Below are 18,441 nucleotides of genomic sequence, written 5' to 3'. Positions count from 1 at the left end.
GTCAATCAATGGCTTCTTTGTTGCCAAAATAGCATATTAGATCTTTACTTAAACTGTTAATTTACTTTTAAGTGATGAAAATTGGGTTTAAGTCGAATGTCATCCTATGGCAATTTAATTGAGTTAAACTTTATTTTACCTTATTCAATTATGTATGGAGGTCTATGATGGGTGTTATTTCTTGGGTTATATTTGGTCTTATTGCTGGTATTTTGGCTAAATGGATCATGCCGGGAACCTACCACATCGGTTTTGTGATGACTACCGTACTTGGGATCGTCGGTGCTGTTGTGGGTGGGTATATCAGTACATTCTTTGGTAAAGGTAGAGTGGACGGCTTCAACTTCGGTAGTTTTGTTGTCGCTGTGATCGGTGCCATTGTCGTGCTATTTTTAGCGGGTGTTTTTGTTAAGTAATATATCTATTATTGCACAGAAAAAATGAATTTTTATAAACCACAGCTATGCTGTGGTTTATTTTTTTAGGCTTGTTTAATTACACTTCAATAGGTAGCCCATTATCTTGACCCCATTCTGCCCAAGAGCCGTCATATAACCTAACATTATTATTGCCTAGTAATGTTAAAGCCATAAGCACAACGGCAGCTGTCATACCTGAGCCACAGGTTGTGACTGAAGGTGCGTGAGTATCAATACCTTGCTCTGCAAACAGAGCTTTAATTTGTTCAGGGGATTTAAATTCGCCATTCTCAACTAAGAGATCCCATGGCATGTTTTTACTATTAGGGATATGACCCATTCGCAAACCTGGGCGTGGCTCAGGCGCTTGTGCTAAGAAACGTGCGGCAGCGCGTGCATCAATAATTTGAATTTTCCCTTGTTCAACTAATTCAAGTACTTGAGCTTGATTCAACACATTTGCATCATGGCGGTTTGCCGTATAATTTTGAGCCGCTGGTGGTGTGACTTCACCTGATTCAGTCTCAAAACCGGCTGCCTTCCATGCATCGATGCCGCCAGCAAGAATTTTCACATTTTTGTGGCCCATCGTGGTAAATGTCCACCATGCACGTGGTGCAGAAAATAGATTATTTTGAGCGTAAATAATGACTTGGGTATCGTTGTTGATGCCCATTTTGCCGACTGCATGATTAAAGGTGTTTGCATCTGGTAGCATATGTGGCAAATCAATACTTGTATCAGCGACTTCGTCTTGATTAAAGAACTGCGCATTTGGGATGTGTTCTTCTCGCCAACGTTGTCGGCAATCATAAGGCGCAGTGGGTGGTGGAGATGAAGCATCTAGTACGATAAGGTTAGGATCTGATAAATGATCATGTAGCCATTTTGGGGTAACAAAGTACGTGTCATACATAAATAGTCTTCATCCTGATTTAAATGTTACTGAGCTTGTTCCACTGATGGCAGAATTGAAGGTTGCTGTGACTGATTTTGCTCAATAGGTGTGGTTGAGCGTGTATAAATATTCATACCAGCTAGAACAATCCCGCCAACAGAACCGAATGCACAGAGCGCAAAAAGCGCGATAACAACCATTTTCATTTTTATAGCCCATTTATAGCTTAAGTAAAAAAAGAGAATTAAAGTATAACCTGATGCTTGTTGCAGACAAGTTAAATACTCTTTTTTGTGCTGATCAGTTGGTAATTTGCCAACCTGTTCCCAATTTTATGGCATAATGGGTTTTTAAACAGTGGTTTTTGCGAAGCGCTTTGCAATTACATCATTGCAGATTGCAGACTATTGGCCTACTTGGCTTATTTTACATGTGAAATAGGGTTGAGAAATAAGTTATTAAATCGCTTGAACGGCGTACACGCGTAAGCGATATCTGCAATTTTTTAACATCAAGCCAAGGCTTGAAGCATAGCATGTATGCATTTTCTTATTTAAATAACAGCGAGTCCTATGTCCCTGTCAAACAAAATCAAAGAACACATAACTCAATGGTATAAAGGGTTATCACTACAAATTGACGGGTTCGTTTCCCGCGCTCCTCAGCGCCAAATGATAGCTGAGGTCGCAAAAAATTTAGCCGATGAAGAAGGTCGCCATCTGGTCATTGAAGCTCCTACAGGGGTAGGAAAAACCTTATCTTATTTGATCCCTGGGATTGCTGTTGCTCGTGAAGAAGGTAAAACATTGGTTGTTAGTACTGCTAATGTTGCGTTACAGGATCAAATTTTTAGTAAAGATTTGCCACTACTCAGTAAAATTATTCCAGATCTTAAATTTACAGGCGCGTTTGGGCGTGCACGCTATGTATGTCCTCGAAATCTTGAAGCTATCTGTGCCGCTGAGGGTGAACAAATTGATTTAATGCTATTAGTTGAAGATAAGACTGAAATTGCTAATAGTGAAGAAAGGGCACAATGCCAGCAGTTGCGTAATGATTTTCATAGCTTTGCATGGGATGGTTTGCGAGATCATCATAAACGTTCTTTCAGTGATAGTTTATGGCGCAAAGTGAGTACAGATAAAATGAATTGCTTAGGGCGCAATTGTCAATTTTATCAGCGTTGTCCATTTTTTATTGCTCGTCGTGAAATTGAAGATGCTGATGTGGTTGTTGCTAATCATGCTTTAGTCATGGCAGCAATGGAAAGTGAATCTGTATTGCCTGATCCCAAAAAGCTTCTTTTGGTACTCGATGAAGGGCACCATGTCCCTGATGTTGCAAGGGATGCCCTGGAAGTGGAAGGGGAAATAACTCTTGTTCAGCTCACTGCGCAAGTTGATAACTTTATCCATCATGTTGGGCAATATGTCGCTCAGTTTAGGCCAGCTAAACCACCAAAATTAGCAAACCCAGAACGTTTACAGCAACATGCGGAAAAATTAAGATCAGCATTTCGTGATTTTTCATTGTTAACTAATGCATTGTTGCCTGAAACATCGAAAGAAAGTGAGTACTTATTTCCAATGGGGCAGTTGCCCGAAGCCATGCAGCTGTGCTGTCAGGATCTATTTAAATTAACCGATGCGCTCAAAGGGCTAGCCGAGTCGATCTTAAATGATTTAACAGAACAGACCGCTAAACAGGACATTGTGCGTTTACATCGTTCAATTTTGTTGACCAGTAGGGCGATGGGGTATTTTGAAAATATGGCTAAGTTATGGCGCTTAGCTGCCCTAGATCAAGCATCAGGGGCACCGGTTTCTAAATGGCTTAGCCGCCGTTATGAAAAGAATCAATCTCGATTATTCATGCATTGTGCGGGGATCCGCGTTAGTGAGCAGCTACAACAGCTGTTATGGCGTAATGTGCCGCACATTGTGATCACATCGGCAACACTACGTTCGCTCAATAGCTATTCACGCTTCCAAGAGTTGAGTGGTTTGTCGGAAAAAAGTGATGACCGTTTTGTCACTTTGTCATCGCCTTTTAATCATATTGACCAAGGAAAGCTGATTATTCCACAAATGGAAAACGAGCCGACTATGGTGAATGAAGCCGCACATTTGGCTGAAATGGCGACCTACTTTCGTGGTGAACTTGAAAAGGGAACTCATCGTGGAATGTTGGTACTATTTAGTAGCCAGCGAGCGATGGAAGGCTTTTTAGAGCATGTAAAAGATTTGCGTTTGCAGCTGTTAGTTCAAGGTGATCAGCCACGCTATCGTTTGGTTGAGACCCATTGCGAGCGAATTAATAAAGGATTAGCGAGTGCATTAATTGGTTTGCAATCTTTTGCTGAAGGGCTTGATTTAAAAGGTGAGTATCTGACGCAAGTCCATATTCATAAAATTGCTTTTCCACCCGTGACTAACCCTGTAATTATTACGGAAGGGGAATGGTTGAAATCACTAAAACGTTACCCATTTGAGGTGCAAAGCTTACCGAGCGCATCTTTTAACCTCATTCAGCAGGCTGGGCGCTTGATCCGTAGCCATGAGTGTTATGGCGAAATCATTATTTATGATAAACGTTTGATCACTAAAAACTATGGTAAGCGGTTACTGAATTCACTACCGGTTTTTCCTATTGAGCGCCCAATCATGCCAAACACTAAAGATAAAAAATAAGGGCTCCACATTTATGGAGCCCTCAGACTGCTGACAAACGTATTTTGTTTGTCTGCGGTCGTTAAGGTTTTTGAAATCAACGAGGAAAATCAATTTATTGATTTTCGGCTGATAACACGGAGCGGGAAAAACCACGCTTTTATCCCGCTTCGTCAACAACCTCAGGGCTCCACATTTATGGAGCCCTTTGGTCAATCAACGTTGACTATTTTTATCGACATTACTCAATATTGGCTTCTAAGAACCATAAGAACTTATCAAGATCACGAGAGGCGGCAGTAAACATATCTGCAGTATCTTCATCTTCCACTTCATCGATCGCTTTACGGATATCATTTGCAACGACAGCATAGCGGTCTGCTAAAGCTTTTAGGTGATCTTGTACATCATGTATATCAATTGGGTAAGCTTCAAGTGAAGTAAACTTATTCACTTGCTGAGTAGTACCAACTGCGATGCCTCCGAGTTGAACAGCACGTTCAGCAAACTCATCAAGATGCTCAACTAAACTAGTACGAAAACCATCAAGCATTTCATGTACTGCGATAAAATTACGGCCACGCATATTCCAGTGGGCTTGTTTGGTCATCAACGAAAGGTCGGTAAAATGTACGACCATAACGTTCAGCATATCAATGGTTTCTAATTTAACGCTATCTTCAACATCGTTGCGTGTATATAAAAGGTTTGTTTGAGGTGCGGTGACGAGTTTAGCGGTACTCATAATTTATCCCCTTATATGCTCGTTATATTTCAAGTTACAGTGTTGAACTGAACTTCGAATTATTTAGAGTATAATGCTTTGTGAATTGTTTAATCTCTGTTTCTGTTAACTAATATAGAGTAATAGGCTTAATTTGTCATAGTGGAATATTCTATTGCTTTAATAGGTATATTCGATATTAAGGATTGGTTAAATTAAATGTTAACTAAATATAGAATAGAATTAATAAATTAATATTTCAATAATATGAAATAAACTTTACAAGAAATTAAGGTTAATAAAAATATGTTTTATTAACCTTAATTTAATATTCTTTTAATTTACTGATTTAAGAAACTTCTTCTATTTTTGTTTTAGGTCGTGCTGTGGATGTTGAGCCAATAGAGGCACAAACAATACATAATAATGCTAACCACTGAGTTACAGTTAAATGTTCTTGAAGGAAAATAATTCCCATAAATGCGCCCATGCAAGGCTCAAGACTCATCAGTGTACCGAATGTTTTTGCTGGAAGGCGTGTTAACGCAATCATTTCTAAGGTATAAGGAAATGCTGTCGAAAGGATCGCTACAGCAAGTGCAACAGGGAGAATTGCAGGGTCAAACATCACTTCGACGCCTGTTTGCATTAATCCTATAGGGAAAAATATCATTGCTGAAATAAAAGATCCTATTGCCACAGTTGCAGCACCATAGCCAGCACCAGCCCGTTGACCGAAAATAATATAAATGCCCCAACAGACACCTGCACCAAGTGCATATAAAGCGCCCACTAGATCGAGTTCGCCGATATCGCCTCTAATCGGTAATAAAAACAGTAACCCAACAATAACTAAAGCGATCCACAGAAAGTCAATTGGTCTGCGTGATGAAAACATAGCAACGGCTAATGGGCCCGTGAATTCTAATGCAACCGCTATCCCAAGTGGGATCCGCTCAAGTGATAAGTAGAACAGATAATTCATGGTTCCCAGCGAAAGACCATAAGTTAATAGCGGAACGAGAGAACTACGTCTAAATTTTAAACGCCAAGGTTTAAAAATAATAAATAAAATAATGGTCGCGAGTAAGAGGCGCAATCCAGTTACACCTGGTGCACCAATAACAGGAAAAAGTGTTTTTGCTAGAGAGGCGCCGCCCTGAATTGAAGTCATTGCGAGTAAAAGCAACCCTACAGGTAATAAAGGAAAGGCGCTCTTTTTGGTGTCGGCAGACATGATATAGTTAAACCCCAGAAATGCGTAATATACTCATTACAGATCAAATGCAGCCGCTTTGCTACATGTTGAATTATATAGAGTATAGGTCAGTAAAAAGACTCGTCATTTTTTAATAAATAATTTGCTACGAAAGAAAGTGCATAATATTCAGTGAATACCGCCAACCAGCACGGTGTTGCCGTAATTATGGCATAAATTCATTTTATATAGTATGGGTTTATGAGATCTAGAGCACTATCTACTCGTCATACTTCAAGTTGCAGGATTGTTGAGCTTCGTTCATTCGCATTAGCCGCTCCTAGCCACACCTCGAATTATTTAGAGTACTTGCACGCCGCACTTCTAGTGTTGAGCTTATTTTGGTGTGACGTATAATCATTTTTCATTAAAAAAAGCACGATAACAACGAGGGAAAAATGAGAAAAATTAACAGTATTGCGGTGTATTGTGGCTCAAGCATGGGATCGAGTGAAATATATAAACAACAAGCAATCAAATTTGCCGAAGAAATGGTTAAGCGTGATATTACATTAGTTTATGGTGGGGCGAGTGTGGGTATTATGGGCACGGTTGCCGACACAATTCTATCACTTGGCGGCAAAGCCATTGGGGTGATCCCATCGCTCTTAGAAGAACGTGAAATTTCTCATAAAAACTTAACTGAATTATATAAAGTGGAAACAATGCACCAACGCAAAAGCAAAATGATCGAGTTGGCAGATGGTTTTGTTGCTTTACCGGGGGGATATGGCACCCTTGAAGAGTTCAGTGAAGTGTTTACGTGGAGCCAAATTGGCCTACATACCAAACCTTGTGGACTATTTAACATTAACGATTATTGGCAGCCCCTGATCGATATGACGAACAAAATGGCCGATGAAGCTTTTTTACAGGAAAAATACCGTCATATGGCTATTGTTGAAACTTCGCCAGCAGCACTGCTAGATCGTTTTGAAACTTATGTTGCGCCATCAGTGAAAACTTACGATTAATGAGGTATCTATGATCCGATCTGCAGTTAAGCAAGATCTTGAAGCAGTACTATCGTTGTATGAGCTGTTATTTTCAGAAATGGCAGCACTTGATCCTGAAAGGATGCAACCAGCCAAGCAAGCCACCGAGTTTGTAGAAAATGCGATTACAGATGATAAATTTCATTTATTAGTTGCGGAACATAATGGGGAGGTTAAAGGTTTTTGTTTTGCACAGAAGCAATCGGCAGCCCCTTATAATTGTATGGTTGATCGTGATTTTGCTTATATTTTTGATCTGGTGGTTGTGCCTGAATTAAGAGGGCAAAAAACGGGACATCAATTTATTGAGCAAATGAAAATTTGGGCAAAAGAGAATAATTTAAGCCATTTAGAACTTTCGGTATTAGCGCAAAATAATAAAGCCATTAAATTTTATGAAAGAGAAGGCTTAACCGAAATTACACGCACGATGGGCATTAAAATAAACTAAATAAATCAGTGTGGCTTATATCTATTAAGCCACTATTCATTTTTTCAATCTTCCCTCAATCGTCATTTGCATGGCGTCAATGCAGAAAAGCGCCTATGTTATTATGGGGGCTGCGCAAACAGCACAAGATCTCATCGCCCGATTGTGGCATAATGCGCCGCTATTTGGTGGGGCATCTCGACATCGTAAATTTAAAGGCATAGAAGTGTTACAGACAAACAATATCACTATGCAGTTTGGCAGTAAGCCACTGTTTGAAAATATTTCAGTTAAATTCGGGACAGGGAACCGTTACGGATTGATCGGTGCAAATGGCGCCGGTAAATCAACATTTATGAAGATCTTAGGCGGAGATCTCACGCCGACTTCAGGTAATGTCAATACAACTGACCCTAATGAACGGCTTGGTAAGCTGCGTCAGGATCAATTTGCCTTCGAAGAGTACACGGTACTGGATACTGTGATTATGGGGCATATTGAGCTATGGAATGTGAAGCAAGAGCGTGATCGCATCTATGCACTTCCTGAAATGAGTGAAGAAGACGGTTACCGTGTGGCTGATCTCGAAGTTGCTTATGGTGAAATGGATGGTTACAGTGCTGAAGCTCGTGCAGGTGAATTATTACTTGGTGTTGGCATCCCTGTTGAGCAGCATTATGGCCCAATGAGCGAAGTCGCTCCGGGTTGGAAATTGCGTGTATTATTAGCACAAGCACTTTTCTCAGATCCAGATATTTTGTTACTTGATGAGCCAACCAACAACCTTGATATCGATACAATTCGTTGGTTAGAGCAAGTTTTGAATGATCGTAACTGCACCATGATCATCATTTCCCATGATAGGCACTTCCTCAATACGGTTTGCACACATATGGCAGACTTAGATTACGGTGAGCTACGCCTGTTCCCAGGCAATTATGATGAATATATGATTGCAGCGACTCAAGCAAGAGAGCGTCTCATTTCAGATAACGCGAAGAAGAAAGCGCAAATTGCTGAATTGCAATCTTTTGTTAGCCGTTTCAGCGCTAACGCATCAAAGTCAAAACAAGCGACTTCTCGTGCACGCCAAATTGATAAAATTCAGCTTGATGAAGTTAAAGCATCTAGCCGCCAAAACCCATTCATTCGTTTTGAGCAAGAGAAAAAGCTATTCCGTAATGCATTGGAGCTAGAAGGTGTCACTAATGGTTATGACCAAGCGCCACTGTTTAAAAATCTAAACTTACTGCTTGAAGTGGGTGAGAAAATGGCGGTGATTGGTGCTAACGGTATCGGTAAAACCACATTTTTGAAAACGCTGGTGGGTGAAGTGCCACCAAAAAGCGGCACAGTGAAGTGGTCTGAAAATAGTTCTATTGGTTACTATGCTCAAGATCATGCAGAAGATTTTGAAACTGACCTGAATGTTTTTGACTGGATGAGTCAGTGGAAAAGCGAAGGTGATGATGAGCAAGCGGTACGTAGTATTTTAGGGCGCTTGTTATTCTCTCAAGATGACATCAAGAAAAAGGTTTCTGTACTTTCTGGTGGTGAGCAAGGGCGCATGCTATTTGGTAAGTTGATGATGCAACAGCCAAATATTCTGATTATGGATGAGCCCACCAACCACTTGGATATGGAATCGATCGAGTCCTTAAACTTAGCGCTTGAACTGTATAAAGGTACGTTGATTTTCGTTTCACATGACCGTGAATTTGTTAGTTCATTAGCCAGCCGTATCTTAGAAATCAAAGAAGATAAAGTGATTGATTTCAAAGGTACTTATGATGAATATCTGAAGAGCCAAGGTGTAGTAGAATAAGTTGTATTGAAACTTATTTATGATCAGAGACCTAGCCATCGGCTAGGTCTTTTTGTTTAAAAAGAATGTGAATTAGTTCTTTTTAACAAACTCAGATTTCAATTTCATTTGGCCGAAACCATCGATTTTACAATCGATATTGTGATCGCCTTCGACCAAGCGGATCCCTTTCACGCGAGTACCAATTTTCAACATTGATGAGCTGCCTTTTACTTTTAGGTCTTTGATGACAGTTACGGTATCGCCATCAACCAGTAGATTTCCATTAGCATCTTTCACGATTAATTCATCGCTTTCTACAGCGGGTTCGGCATCATTCCATTCATGCGCACACTCAGGGCAAATATACATATCATTATCAGTATAGGTGTATTCAGACTGACATTTTGGGCAAGGAGGGAATTGCATATTAAATACTCTCAGTTACTTATCTAAAAAGGTAAAAGGGTGACTAAAGGCTACTTGAGTCACCACGAAAGGGGATAGTATAAGGTTAAAGCAAAAACAATCCAGTTTTTAGGAATATTCTTAATATTGTTTCATTGGGAACAAACTTCGCAATGAGCGTCTTTCATCAGCTTAAATTGGCGAAACTCCATCGTCATGGCATCAAAGAATAGCACTTTGCCTACATTCACTTTGCCATACTGAGTCAATAACTTTATGGTTTCCATGGCTTCTAAAGTACCGATCGTTCCAACCAATGGTGCCATTACCCCTGCTTCTACGCAGGTTAGGCTATTTTCACCGAATAGACGGCTTAAACAGTGGTAACAAGGTTGGTCATCGTGATAGGTAAAAACAGATAATTGCCCTTCCATACGGATCGCCGCACCAGAAACCAATGGAATTTTACGTTGAAAACACAAGCGGTTTAGTTGTTCACGAATGGCAACATTATCAGTGCAATCGAGTACTACTTGATGGTTTTTGATAAGTTTTTCGAGTTGCTGATCATCAAGTTGGGCATTCACCGTGGTGATATGGATATGAGGGTTGATTGCAGTAAGCTGTGCTTTGGCGGAGTCTACTTTAGGCTGACCAATCGTTGCATCACGATGCAACGTCTGCCGCTGTAAATTGGATAAAGAAACGGTATCAAAGTCTACGAGGGTTAATTGACCAACCCCCGCAGCGGCAAGATATTGCGTTGCTGCGCAACCTAAACCACCTAAACCAATGACCAGCACTTTGCTGGCCTTGAGTTTTTCTTGCCCGTCAAAATCAAAACCACGCAAAATAATTTGTCGGTTATAGCGCAGCATTTCTGCATCTGTTAGCTCTTGCACAATGACTATTCACTTTTGAGTAAGTAATTGAACATTTCAACATCAACTGTTTCACCCGCGCTAACACGCCCACGCTCTCTTTCCAATACAATGAAACAGTTGGCTTGGCTAAATGAACTAAAGACATGAGAGCCTTGATGACCCGTTGTTGCAACCTGTAGCTGACCATTATCATCGACACTGAGCACTCCGCGTTGGAAATCAAGGCGACCGGGGCTTTTCTTTAATGGTGTTGTCACTGGGACTTTAAATCGCATAGGAGCTTTCCATTGACTGTGTCCTGCAAGGCGAGCAATCAAAGGTTGCACTAATTGATAGAAGGTTAATGCAGCGGAAACAGGGTTTCCTGGTAGCCCACAGAACCATGCAGAACTTAGCTTACCGAATGCAAATGGCTTACCCGGTTTGATCGCCAATTTCCAAAAGCCAATTTGGCCGAGTTCATCTAAGATTTGTTTGGTGTAATCAGCTTCGCCGACAGAAACACCACCGCTGCTGATCACTAAATCGGCTTGCTTATCAGCCTCAATGAAAGTTTGCTTTAACTTTTCGGGGGAGTCGGGGATCACGCCAAGGTCAATAATTTCACAGTTTAGTTTTTCAAGCATTAAGCGAACAGTAAACCTATTGGTATCATAGATTTGGCCTTCTTTTAGTGGAGATCCAACGGCTTGCAGTTCATCACCGGTTGAAAACACGGCGACTTTTAAGCGACGATAAACTTCAACAGTGGAAATACCTAATGAAGCAATTAGCGGTAATTGTGCGGTAGAAAGCAATGTTCCAGCAGGGAGCACGCTACTGCCTTTGGCAATATCTTCACCTGCGCGACGGATATTACTGCCTCGCTTGACTGTTCCTGTAAATAAGATCCCTTGTACTGTTTCTTCGGTTTCTTCTTGCATGATCACGGTATCAACCCCATGTGGGATAGGGGCGCCAGTCATAATACGCACGCAGCTACCTTGAGGAAGTTCACCTTGCATAGGCTGTCCTGCGAAGGATTTCCCCGCAACTGGCATGGGTGTTTTGCCATCCCATTCGTTAAAACGTAGCCCATAGCCATCCATTGCTGAATTATCAAATGGTGGAACATTGATTGGGGAGATAATATCGGTTGCGGTGATGCGTTGTGTCGAGTCAGTGAGTGAAATCGTTTCTGAACAGGTGATGGTTTGTGTTTGAGAAAAGAGTTTTTCTAGCGCCTGTTCTAGTGAAATTAACCCTGCGGTATGACACATGTCCATTATTATATTACCCCTATAATTTGCTTTGCCATTGAGGCTTAAATCGTGTTTTGCTGCTTATTATGTCAGAGATATTGTACAGGGTGAATGAATAGATTTTAGTGATTTAGATAATACTAATGTTAAGTTTTGCTCGTCATTACTTGTATGTTTTGATTAAAGCGAGCTAAAAAAATTATGTTTCTCTTTGTATTAACCATTCTCCGAATTCTGACATTATCTCAATAATTTGTTTTAACTTTAACCCATCTTTTGTGAGTGAGTACTCTACTTTTATAGGGGAGGTTGGATAAACTTCGCGCTTTACAAAACCCGCTTCTTCTAATGCTCTGAGTTCAAGGGTCAACATCCTTTGAGATATAGCAGGCATATTTTTACGCAATTCGTTGAATCGTTTTGGACCTTTAAGAAGAAAATAGGCAATTAATAACCGCCAACGCCCACCTAATAAACGCATTGATTCTTCCACAGGACAACCACTGATGCTCTCTTTCATAAGTTTTATCTCTATTTTAGGTATATTTTTTGTACCTATATGACATTTTTATGCCTTCTTACTTTTATATCCTTTATTTGATAGGGTGTCATTACTTAATACAAAAAGGTGATAAATATTTATGAAACTCTATTATATGCCTGCAGCTTGTTCCCTTTCTCCTCATATCATCGCTAATGAACTTGGCTTGGATGTGGAGCTGATCAAAGTTGATAGTAAGACACATATGACGGAAAAAGGTGAAAATTACTTCTCTATTAATCCATTGGGATATATACCACTTTTAGAACTTGATGATGGGACAACATTAAAAGAAGGCGCTGTTATCATTCAGTATTTAGCTGATTTAAAACCAAGTAAAAAAATGATACCCGCTAGTGGTGCCATTGAAAGATACAAATTACAAGAATGGCTTAACTTCTTGTCTTCAGAAATACACAAGGGGTTTATTCCTCTTCTCAAGCCTGAATTATCAGGCAAGTACGGTATAGAAACAGCAAAACCTAAACTAGAGCAGCGTTATTCATGGATAAATGATGAGCTTGCGGATAAAGATTATCTGATGGGGGAATTTTCAGTTGCTGATGCTTATTTGTTTGCACTAACTCAGTGGGGAAAAGCAGAGTGGCTTGTTCCAACTTATAATGCTGATATCAATTTTGATAAATTTACTCATTTACGAGACTGGTATTTACGCATGAAAAGCAAGAGTTCAGTCAGAAAAGCATTGCTTACTGAAGGGCTTATCAGTGAATAATTTTATCAGATAAGTTGTGATATGACGCTTTTTAATGAACGGCTCATTGAGTATAGACTTGTGGTAACTAACTTTGATGGGCGGTTCACTTTTAGGTGATGAGAATGACAAAATCGTACTTTCAATGTGTTATGCAATGTTATATTGCTAAAATGTTGTGATTTTTTAGCAAAAGCATAATTATATTATTAACAATAGTTAAATGATGATATATCCGTAGCGGTAGCAAAAGCGTATCGTGAAGAAATGAATATTTGTGCATGCAAATATTTCATACGATCGACAGATGTAACGCTGGATTATCTAAACTTGCTGTTTTAGAGTACGCGCACGCCTGCAATTTTATTTTTATAAGAATCGTTATATCGTTTGTGGAGAATCGAATGTCATCTCTGAGTAAAGAAGCCGAACTGGTCCATGCTGCGTTGGAAGCTAGAGGGCTAGAAACCCCATTACGCATTCAACCTAAATCAGGAACAGAACGTAAGCAACTGATTGAAGGGCACATGACAGAGATCATGAAGTTACTGAATTTAGACTTAACGGACGATAGTCTAGCGGATACCCCAAAACGTATCGCTAAAATGTACGTTGATGAAATATTTTCAGGTTTGGATTACGCTAATTTTCCTAAAATCACCGTCATTGAAAACAAAATGAAAGTTGATGAAATGGTCACTGTGCGTGATATTACCTTAACCAGTACCTGTGAACACCATTTTGTCACCATTGACGGCAAAGCGACGGTTGCATACATTCCAAAGGATAAGGTGATTGGTTTGTCGAAGATCAACCGTATCGTACAGTTTTTCTCACAGCGTCCGCAGGTACAAGAGCGACTGACGCAACAAATTTTAGTGGCACTACAAACCTTATTGGATACTAATAATGTCGCAGTATGTATTGATGCGGTGCACTATTGTGTGAAAGCACGTGGTATTCGCGATGCAACCAGTGCAACTACCACCACCTCTTTAGGTGGGTTGTTTAAATCGAGCCAAAATACTCGCCAAGAGTTTTTGCGCGCGGTACGTCATCAATAACTTATGATGGCAGCAACACCAGCGTCCGAGTCTCAAGGGCGTATTGATTGTCTCGATGCAGTTCGCGGCATTGCAATTCTCGGTATTCTATTAATGAATATTTTTGGATTTGCCTTGCCGCAAATGGCATACATGAACCCAGCCTACACACCATCTATTGAGCCATCCGATATCGCTATTTGGGCGATTTTTAATTTATTGGTTCAAGGTAAATTTCTAGCAATTTTCTCGATTTTATTTGGTGCCACACTGGCGTTGCTGCATCGACGAGGGCAACGCTGGAATGCCTGCCGCCTCGTGATACTTGCCATCTTCGGTATTATTCACGGTGTTGGTTTTTGGGAAGGTGATATTTTACTGGCCTATGCTTTGACGGGGCTGGTGGCATTATTGCTGTTTAACCAAAAAAGTGATGAAAGCCTGCTTAAGATAGCCTGTACTATCTATGTGATTGGACTGGCGATCTTATTTGTGTTGGGCAGTTTAGTGGATCCCAGTGATTTTTGGATTGTTTCTGATGAGCAAGCATTGTCAGAGCTTATACAAAAAACCGTGGGCGGTACAGTCAGCCTAGCCCATCGTGCGCAATCTGTCTTAAATATGATTGAAATGTTATTCATTCAGTACGGCTGGCAATTGCTAGGGCTGATGATCGCAGGGTTTCTACTGTTACGTAATGGTTGGCTACAAGGCCAATTTAGTGCTCAGCACTACCGACGCATGGCGCTGATATTAATTTTACCTGCTTTATTGGTGCAGCTAGTCTCTCTTTACTTACAGAGCCGATTTGGCTGGAGCTATTTTGCAACATCAATAGTGGGTTATATCATTAATGAATTGATGATACCGTTGCAATCTTTAGGTTACATTGCGTTAGTTTATGGTATTTGGGGAGTGATTGAGTGTAGTTTATTGGCAAAAATACTGCAATCTATTGGTCGAATGGCGCTTACCAATTACTTATTGCAAACGCTGATTTGCACTACTATTTTTTATCAATTTGGCTATTTCAATACTTTTTCACGGCTTGAATTACTGTGGTTTATTGTGCCAATTTGGTTTGTGAATATGCTATTTTCTTACTGTTGGTTGCGGTTCTTTAATCAAGGGCCGATAGAGTGGTTATGGCGCAAGTTAACCGACCGTTTGTATGTTTTTTTGAGTTAAATAAGGTAGCCAAATTATGTTGGCTACCCTGAAAAAAATTAAAAGTTTTTGCTTATCTCATCCGGAGAGACTGCTGGGTAACCTTTTATGCCATCAGGCATTTTGATTGGCGCGGGGATCGACTCTTGTTCCCCTAAGAATTTAGGCTCTCGATTTAAAATATAGAGATCGGCCAATGCGCCTAAACGTGCAAACACTTCACGTACCCTCACTTTAAACATCGCTTTTGGTGTCGGAACCGCTAGGCATTGTGCATCGATCCCTTTGTGTTTCGCAATAAACAATGCTCGCTCACAATGGAAGCGTTGGGTGATGATAGTAAAGTTATCAGTATCAAACACTTTTTTGGTACGAACCACGGAATCCAATGTCCTAAACCCAGCAAAATCGAGCACAATTTTGGATGCAGGAACTCCTGCGTTAATTAAGTCTTTACGCATAGTGATGGGTTCATTGTAGCTATGAGCGCCATTATCACCGCTGAGCAGAAGGTATTTTACTTTGCCACTGTGATAAGCATCCGCAGCACCTTGGATCCGGTAGCTGTAATATAAGTTTTTTGCGCCAGATGCATAATATTTAGAGGTGCCTAATACCATCCCGACGTCGCGAGCGGGGAGCTCTTCGATATTTTCATAAATATACGGAGCGGTATCCCAAGCCATCCAGCGGTCAAGTAAAACAATCGTTGCTAACGCTATCCCTAAAATGATGATCAGACCATAAAGCAGACGTTTCCGCATTGTCCTAGCCTTTAATTTTAATAGTCGTAATTGTAAGGCTACTTGACTTAAATTGGCGAAGCAAGTCGAGCAACGTAAATTCCTGTCAATGAATTAACAATGTTCGAGTTGGCTGAGCGCTTGTGCTGATTTTTGCATCATGGGCACGAATTCTAGCAGTGATTCGAGCGGTGTGCGGATTGCTGGCGCATGAGTATAAATACAAGCAATCAATCGATTTTTTTCATCTTTAACGGGGACGGCACAAGCGACCATACCATCAATAAACTCTTCATTATCAGTACTGATTTGAGTATGTGCAATCTTATCAATTTGCGCATTCAACTCAAATATATCAATCAACGTATTACGAGTCATCTGATGAATAGGAAGTGCTTTTAATAGGCTCTGCCGTTTTGATTCGCTGAGGCTGGCGAGATACAGTTTGCCACTGGCGGTACACCATAAAGGGGTGCGACTACCTTCAGGTAGATTAATCTGTAACGGCCAATTAGCTTGAATTCTTTCGTAGTACAGCATTTCTAACCCATTGGGCACGGAGATCCCACAGGTTTCGTTAATTTCATTCGCCAGTGTTCTGAGAATGACTTGGCGTGCAGATTTAAAGCGAACACTGTTCCAAACCCCTTGTGATATTTGAAAAAAACGGTTCCCTGGTTCCCAAAGCCCGCGCAAATTCATTTGCAGATAACCATCTTGTTTCAATTGAGCAAGCAGACGGTGAACGGTGGGTTTTGGGATCGCCAAATCATGGGCAATATCAGCAGGTGAAAGAGGGTTTTCTGATTTGGCAATATGTTCAAGGATCGCCAAAACCCGTGTTACGGCTGAGCTTTTATCATGCTGCGTATTCAATATGCTGTTTCTCTTAACATAAATTTGTTGCCATGTTGGCATTATCGCAGGCGCGAATCAAGAGGGATTGGAATATTGTGGGAAGTGAGCGCGCTTCCCTTGTTCAGTGAGAAGCGCAGACAAGTTACTTCATGGTTGGCATAGCGAACTCAGCGCCTTCACGCAGGTTAGCAGAAGGCCAACGCTGAGTTATGGTTTTGCGGCGAGTGTAGAAACGAACACCATCAGGGCCGTAGGCATGTAAATCACCAAATAGTGAGTTTTTCCAGCCTCCAAAGCTGTGATAAGACACTGGAACCGGTAGTGGAATATTGATACCAACCATACCGACCTGAATGTAATCAGCAAAGTAATTTGCTGCCTCACCGTCGCGTGTATAAATGCAGGTACCGTTACCGTATTCATGTTCATCAATGATATCCATCGCTTCTTGCATTGATTTTGCACGGATCACTTGCAGTACTGGGCCAAAAATTTCGGCTTGGTAGCTATCCATCTGTGTTGTCACGTTGTCGATAAGCGTTGCACCAACAAAGAAGCCATTTTCATAGCCACTGACTTGTGTTTTGCGGCCATCAACCACAATTGTGGCTCCTTGCTGTTCTGCACTGGTGATATGACCAAATACTTTTTGTTGGTGTTCACGGGTGATAACAGGGCCGAAATCATTATTTTTATCGCTGTAAATACCCATTTTTAGTGATGACATTTTGCTTTGTAGCTTGCTGACCAGTTCGTCAGCAATTTCATCACCGATAGCGACGGCAACCGAGAGTGCCATACAACGTTCGCCAGAAGAGCCAAAAGCAGCACCTAATAGGGAGTTAACCACGTTTTCCATATCTGCATCAGGCATCACAATTGCGTGGTTTTTCGCACCACCAAGTGCTTGGCAACGTTTACCGTTAGCGGTTGCCGTCGCGTAAATGTATTGAGCAACAGGGGTCGAACCAACAAAGCTGACTGCTTTAACGCGTTTATCGGTTAATAAGGTATCTACGGCTTCTTTATCACCATTGACAATATTAAACACGCCATCAGGCAAACCTGCCTCTTTTAATAGCTGACCGATATAGAGAGTTGCACTAGGGTCACGCTCCGATGGCTTGAGCACAAAGGTATTGCCACACACTAAGGCGAGTGGGTACATCCAAAGTGGCACCATGGCTGGAAAGTTAAATGGTGTGATCCCCGCAACCACACCTAATGGTTGGAAATCACTCCATGAGTTGATACCGGGACCAACATTTTTACTGAATTCGCCTTTTAAGATTTCAGGTGCGCTACAGGCGTACTCGACATTTTCAATACCGCGTTGTAATTCTCCCGCCGCATCATGAACAATTTTTCCATGCTCTTGACCGATTAAACGACAAATTTCATCGGCTCGCTCTTCCAGTAATTGTTTATAGCGAAACATAATGCGTGCACGTTTCATCGGTGGTGTATCACGCCATTGAGGGAATGCGGCATGTGCTGCACCAATCGCTTCTTCTACGGTTGTTTTTGGTGCGATGGCAACTTGACGACTGACTTCACCCGTTGCTGGGTTATAGATATCCTGTAAGCGTGAATGTGTTTCATTGCTTGCACCATTAATAAAGTGTCCAACAATACTCATTGTGT

Annotated in this window: 19 protein-coding genes; 8 read left to right on the top strand and 11 right to left on the bottom strand. The window is 41.0% G+C overall.

The genetic code is table 11. The annotated features are described in order from the left end of the window. Positions 1-167 precede the first annotated feature (167 nt). Positions 168-416 carry a GlsB/YeaQ/YmgE family stress response membrane protein gene (locus AC3Z9T_RS06720; RefSeq protein ID WP_490125556.1) on the top strand — a complete coding sequence of 83 codons (249 nt, stop codon included), beginning with the start codon at positions 168-170 and terminating at the stop codon, positions 414-416. Positions 417-495: 79 nt separating this feature from the next. Here the strand turns inward: AC3Z9T_RS06720 and sseA are convergent, their stop codons facing one another. Together sseA and AC3Z9T_RS06710 are read right to left on the bottom strand one after the other, a co-directional pair. Further along, positions 496-1,335 (bottom strand): 3-mercaptopyruvate sulfurtransferase, encoded by an 840-nt coding sequence (gene sseA / locus AC3Z9T_RS06715; RefSeq protein ID WP_490125435.1) that lies wholly within the window; start codon positions 1,333-1,335, stop codon positions 496-498. A gap of 26 nt (positions 1,336-1,361) precedes the next feature. Next, positions 1,362-1,523 (bottom strand): hypothetical protein, encoded by a 162-nt coding sequence (locus AC3Z9T_RS06710; protein ID WP_490125434.1) that lies wholly within the window; start codon positions 1,521-1,523, stop codon positions 1,362-1,364. Positions 1,524-1,889: 366 nt separating this feature from the next. Between AC3Z9T_RS06710 and dinG the strand changes: the two genes are divergently transcribed. Next, positions 1,890-4,007: an ATP-dependent DNA helicase DinG gene (gene dinG / locus AC3Z9T_RS06705; RefSeq protein WP_490125433.1), complete on the top strand. Its 2,118-nt coding sequence runs from the start codon at positions 1,890-1,892 to the stop codon at positions 4,005-4,007. Between the two features lie 220 nt (positions 4,008-4,227). Here the strand turns inward: dinG and dps are convergent, their stop codons facing one another. Both dps and rhtA read right to left on the bottom strand, forming a co-directional pair. Then, the gene (dps, locus tag AC3Z9T_RS06700) at positions 4,228-4,731 is read right to left on the bottom strand and encodes a DNA starvation/stationary phase protection protein Dps (protein WP_490125432.1); all 504 of its coding nucleotides are present in this window, start codon (positions 4,729-4,731) and stop codon (positions 4,228-4,230) included. A 328-nt stretch (positions 4,732-5,059) separates the two neighbouring features. Beyond that, entirely contained in the window at positions 5,060-5,947 is an 888-nt protein-coding gene (gene rhtA, locus AC3Z9T_RS06695; protein WP_490125431.1) for a threonine/homoserine exporter RhtA, read from the bottom strand. Positions 5,948-6,366: 419 nt separating this feature from the next. Between rhtA and AC3Z9T_RS06690 the strand changes: the two genes are divergently transcribed. The 3 genes from AC3Z9T_RS06690 to AC3Z9T_RS06680 all read left to right on the top strand — a co-directional run bounded on the left by AC3Z9T_RS06690 (position 6,367) and on the right by AC3Z9T_RS06680 (position 9,218). After that, positions 6,367-6,942, top strand: coding sequence for an LOG family protein (locus AC3Z9T_RS06690; RefSeq protein ID WP_490125430.1), 576 nt, complete (start codon positions 6,367-6,369; stop codon positions 6,940-6,942). 10 nt (positions 6,943-6,952) lie between these two features. Next, positions 6,953-7,414, top strand: coding sequence for a GNAT family N-acetyltransferase (locus tag AC3Z9T_RS06685; RefSeq protein WP_490125429.1), 462 nt, complete (start codon positions 6,953-6,955; stop codon positions 7,412-7,414). 205 nt (positions 7,415-7,619) lie between these two features. After that, complete coding sequence (locus AC3Z9T_RS06680) at positions 7,620-9,218, top strand: ABC-F family ATPase (protein WP_490125555.1); 1,599 nt, start codon at positions 7,620-7,622, stop codon at positions 9,216-9,218. Between the two features lie 72 nt (positions 9,219-9,290). On the opposite strand, the gene AC3Z9T_RS06675 is transcribed toward AC3Z9T_RS06680, so the two are convergent. The 4 genes from AC3Z9T_RS06675 to AC3Z9T_RS06660 all read right to left on the bottom strand — a co-directional run bounded on the left by AC3Z9T_RS06675 (position 9,291) and on the right by AC3Z9T_RS06660 (position 12,250). Then, positions 9,291-9,626, bottom strand: a complete 336-nt coding sequence (locus AC3Z9T_RS06675; protein ID WP_490125428.1) for a zinc ribbon domain-containing protein YjdM — start codon at positions 9,624-9,626, stop codon at positions 9,291-9,293. A gap of 131 nt (positions 9,627-9,757) precedes the next feature. Then, a complete protein-coding gene (gene moeB, locus AC3Z9T_RS06670; RefSeq protein ID WP_490125427.1) occupies positions 9,758-10,507 on the bottom strand; it encodes a molybdopterin-synthase adenylyltransferase MoeB in 750 nt (249 codons plus the stop codon). A gap of 5 nt (positions 10,508-10,512) precedes the next feature. Continuing rightward, positions 10,513-11,754, bottom strand: a complete 1,242-nt coding sequence (gene moeA, locus AC3Z9T_RS06665; RefSeq protein WP_490125426.1) for a molybdopterin molybdotransferase MoeA — start codon at positions 11,752-11,754, stop codon at positions 10,513-10,515. 175 nt (positions 11,755-11,929) lie between these two features. After that, positions 11,930-12,250, bottom strand: a complete 321-nt coding sequence (locus AC3Z9T_RS06660; RefSeq protein WP_490125425.1) for a winged helix-turn-helix transcriptional regulator — start codon at positions 12,248-12,250, stop codon at positions 11,930-11,932. 121 nt (positions 12,251-12,371) lie between these two features. Here AC3Z9T_RS06660 and gstA point away from each other — a divergent pair, with 121 nt between their 5' ends. The 3 genes from gstA to yeiB all read left to right on the top strand — a co-directional run bounded on the left by gstA (position 12,372) and on the right by yeiB (position 15,217). Further along, positions 12,372-13,007, top strand: coding sequence for a glutathione transferase GstA (gene gstA, locus AC3Z9T_RS06655; protein WP_490125424.1), 636 nt, complete (start codon positions 12,372-12,374; stop codon positions 13,005-13,007). Between the two features lie 383 nt (positions 13,008-13,390). Further along, a complete protein-coding gene (folE, locus tag AC3Z9T_RS06650; RefSeq protein ID WP_488425151.1) occupies positions 13,391-14,050 on the top strand; it encodes a GTP cyclohydrolase I FolE in 660 nt (219 codons plus the stop codon). Positions 14,051-14,056: 6 nt separating this feature from the next. After that, positions 14,057-15,217 (top strand): DUF418 domain-containing protein YeiB, encoded by a 1,161-nt coding sequence (gene yeiB, locus AC3Z9T_RS06645; RefSeq protein ID WP_490125554.1) that lies wholly within the window; start codon positions 14,057-14,059, stop codon positions 15,215-15,217. 38 nt (positions 15,218-15,255) lie between these two features. On the opposite strand, the gene sanA is transcribed toward yeiB, so the two are convergent. The 3 genes from sanA to AC3Z9T_RS06630 all read right to left on the bottom strand — a co-directional run bounded on the left by sanA (position 15,256) and on the right by AC3Z9T_RS06630 (position 18,436). Further along, on the bottom strand, positions 15,256-15,960 hold the full coding sequence (gene sanA / locus AC3Z9T_RS06640) for an outer membrane permeability protein SanA (protein ID WP_490125423.1): 705 nt from the start codon (positions 15,958-15,960) through the stop codon (positions 15,256-15,258). A gap of 93 nt (positions 15,961-16,053) precedes the next feature. Further along, on the bottom strand, positions 16,054-16,815 hold the full coding sequence (locus AC3Z9T_RS06635; protein ID WP_490125422.1) for an IclR family transcriptional regulator: 762 nt from the start codon (positions 16,813-16,815) through the stop codon (positions 16,054-16,056). Between the two features lie 124 nt (positions 16,816-16,939). Continuing rightward, positions 16,940-18,436 carry a CoA-acylating methylmalonate-semialdehyde dehydrogenase gene (locus AC3Z9T_RS06630; RefSeq protein WP_490125421.1) on the bottom strand — a complete coding sequence of 499 codons (1,497 nt, stop codon included), beginning with the start codon at positions 18,434-18,436 and terminating at the stop codon, positions 16,940-16,942. Positions 18,437-18,441: the final 5 nt, after the last annotated feature.

It is taken from the genome of Providencia sp. 6390, assembly GCF_058148425.1.
Note: the sequence above shows the minus strand (reverse complement) of the source record. Positions and strands in the feature narration are given on the sequence as shown.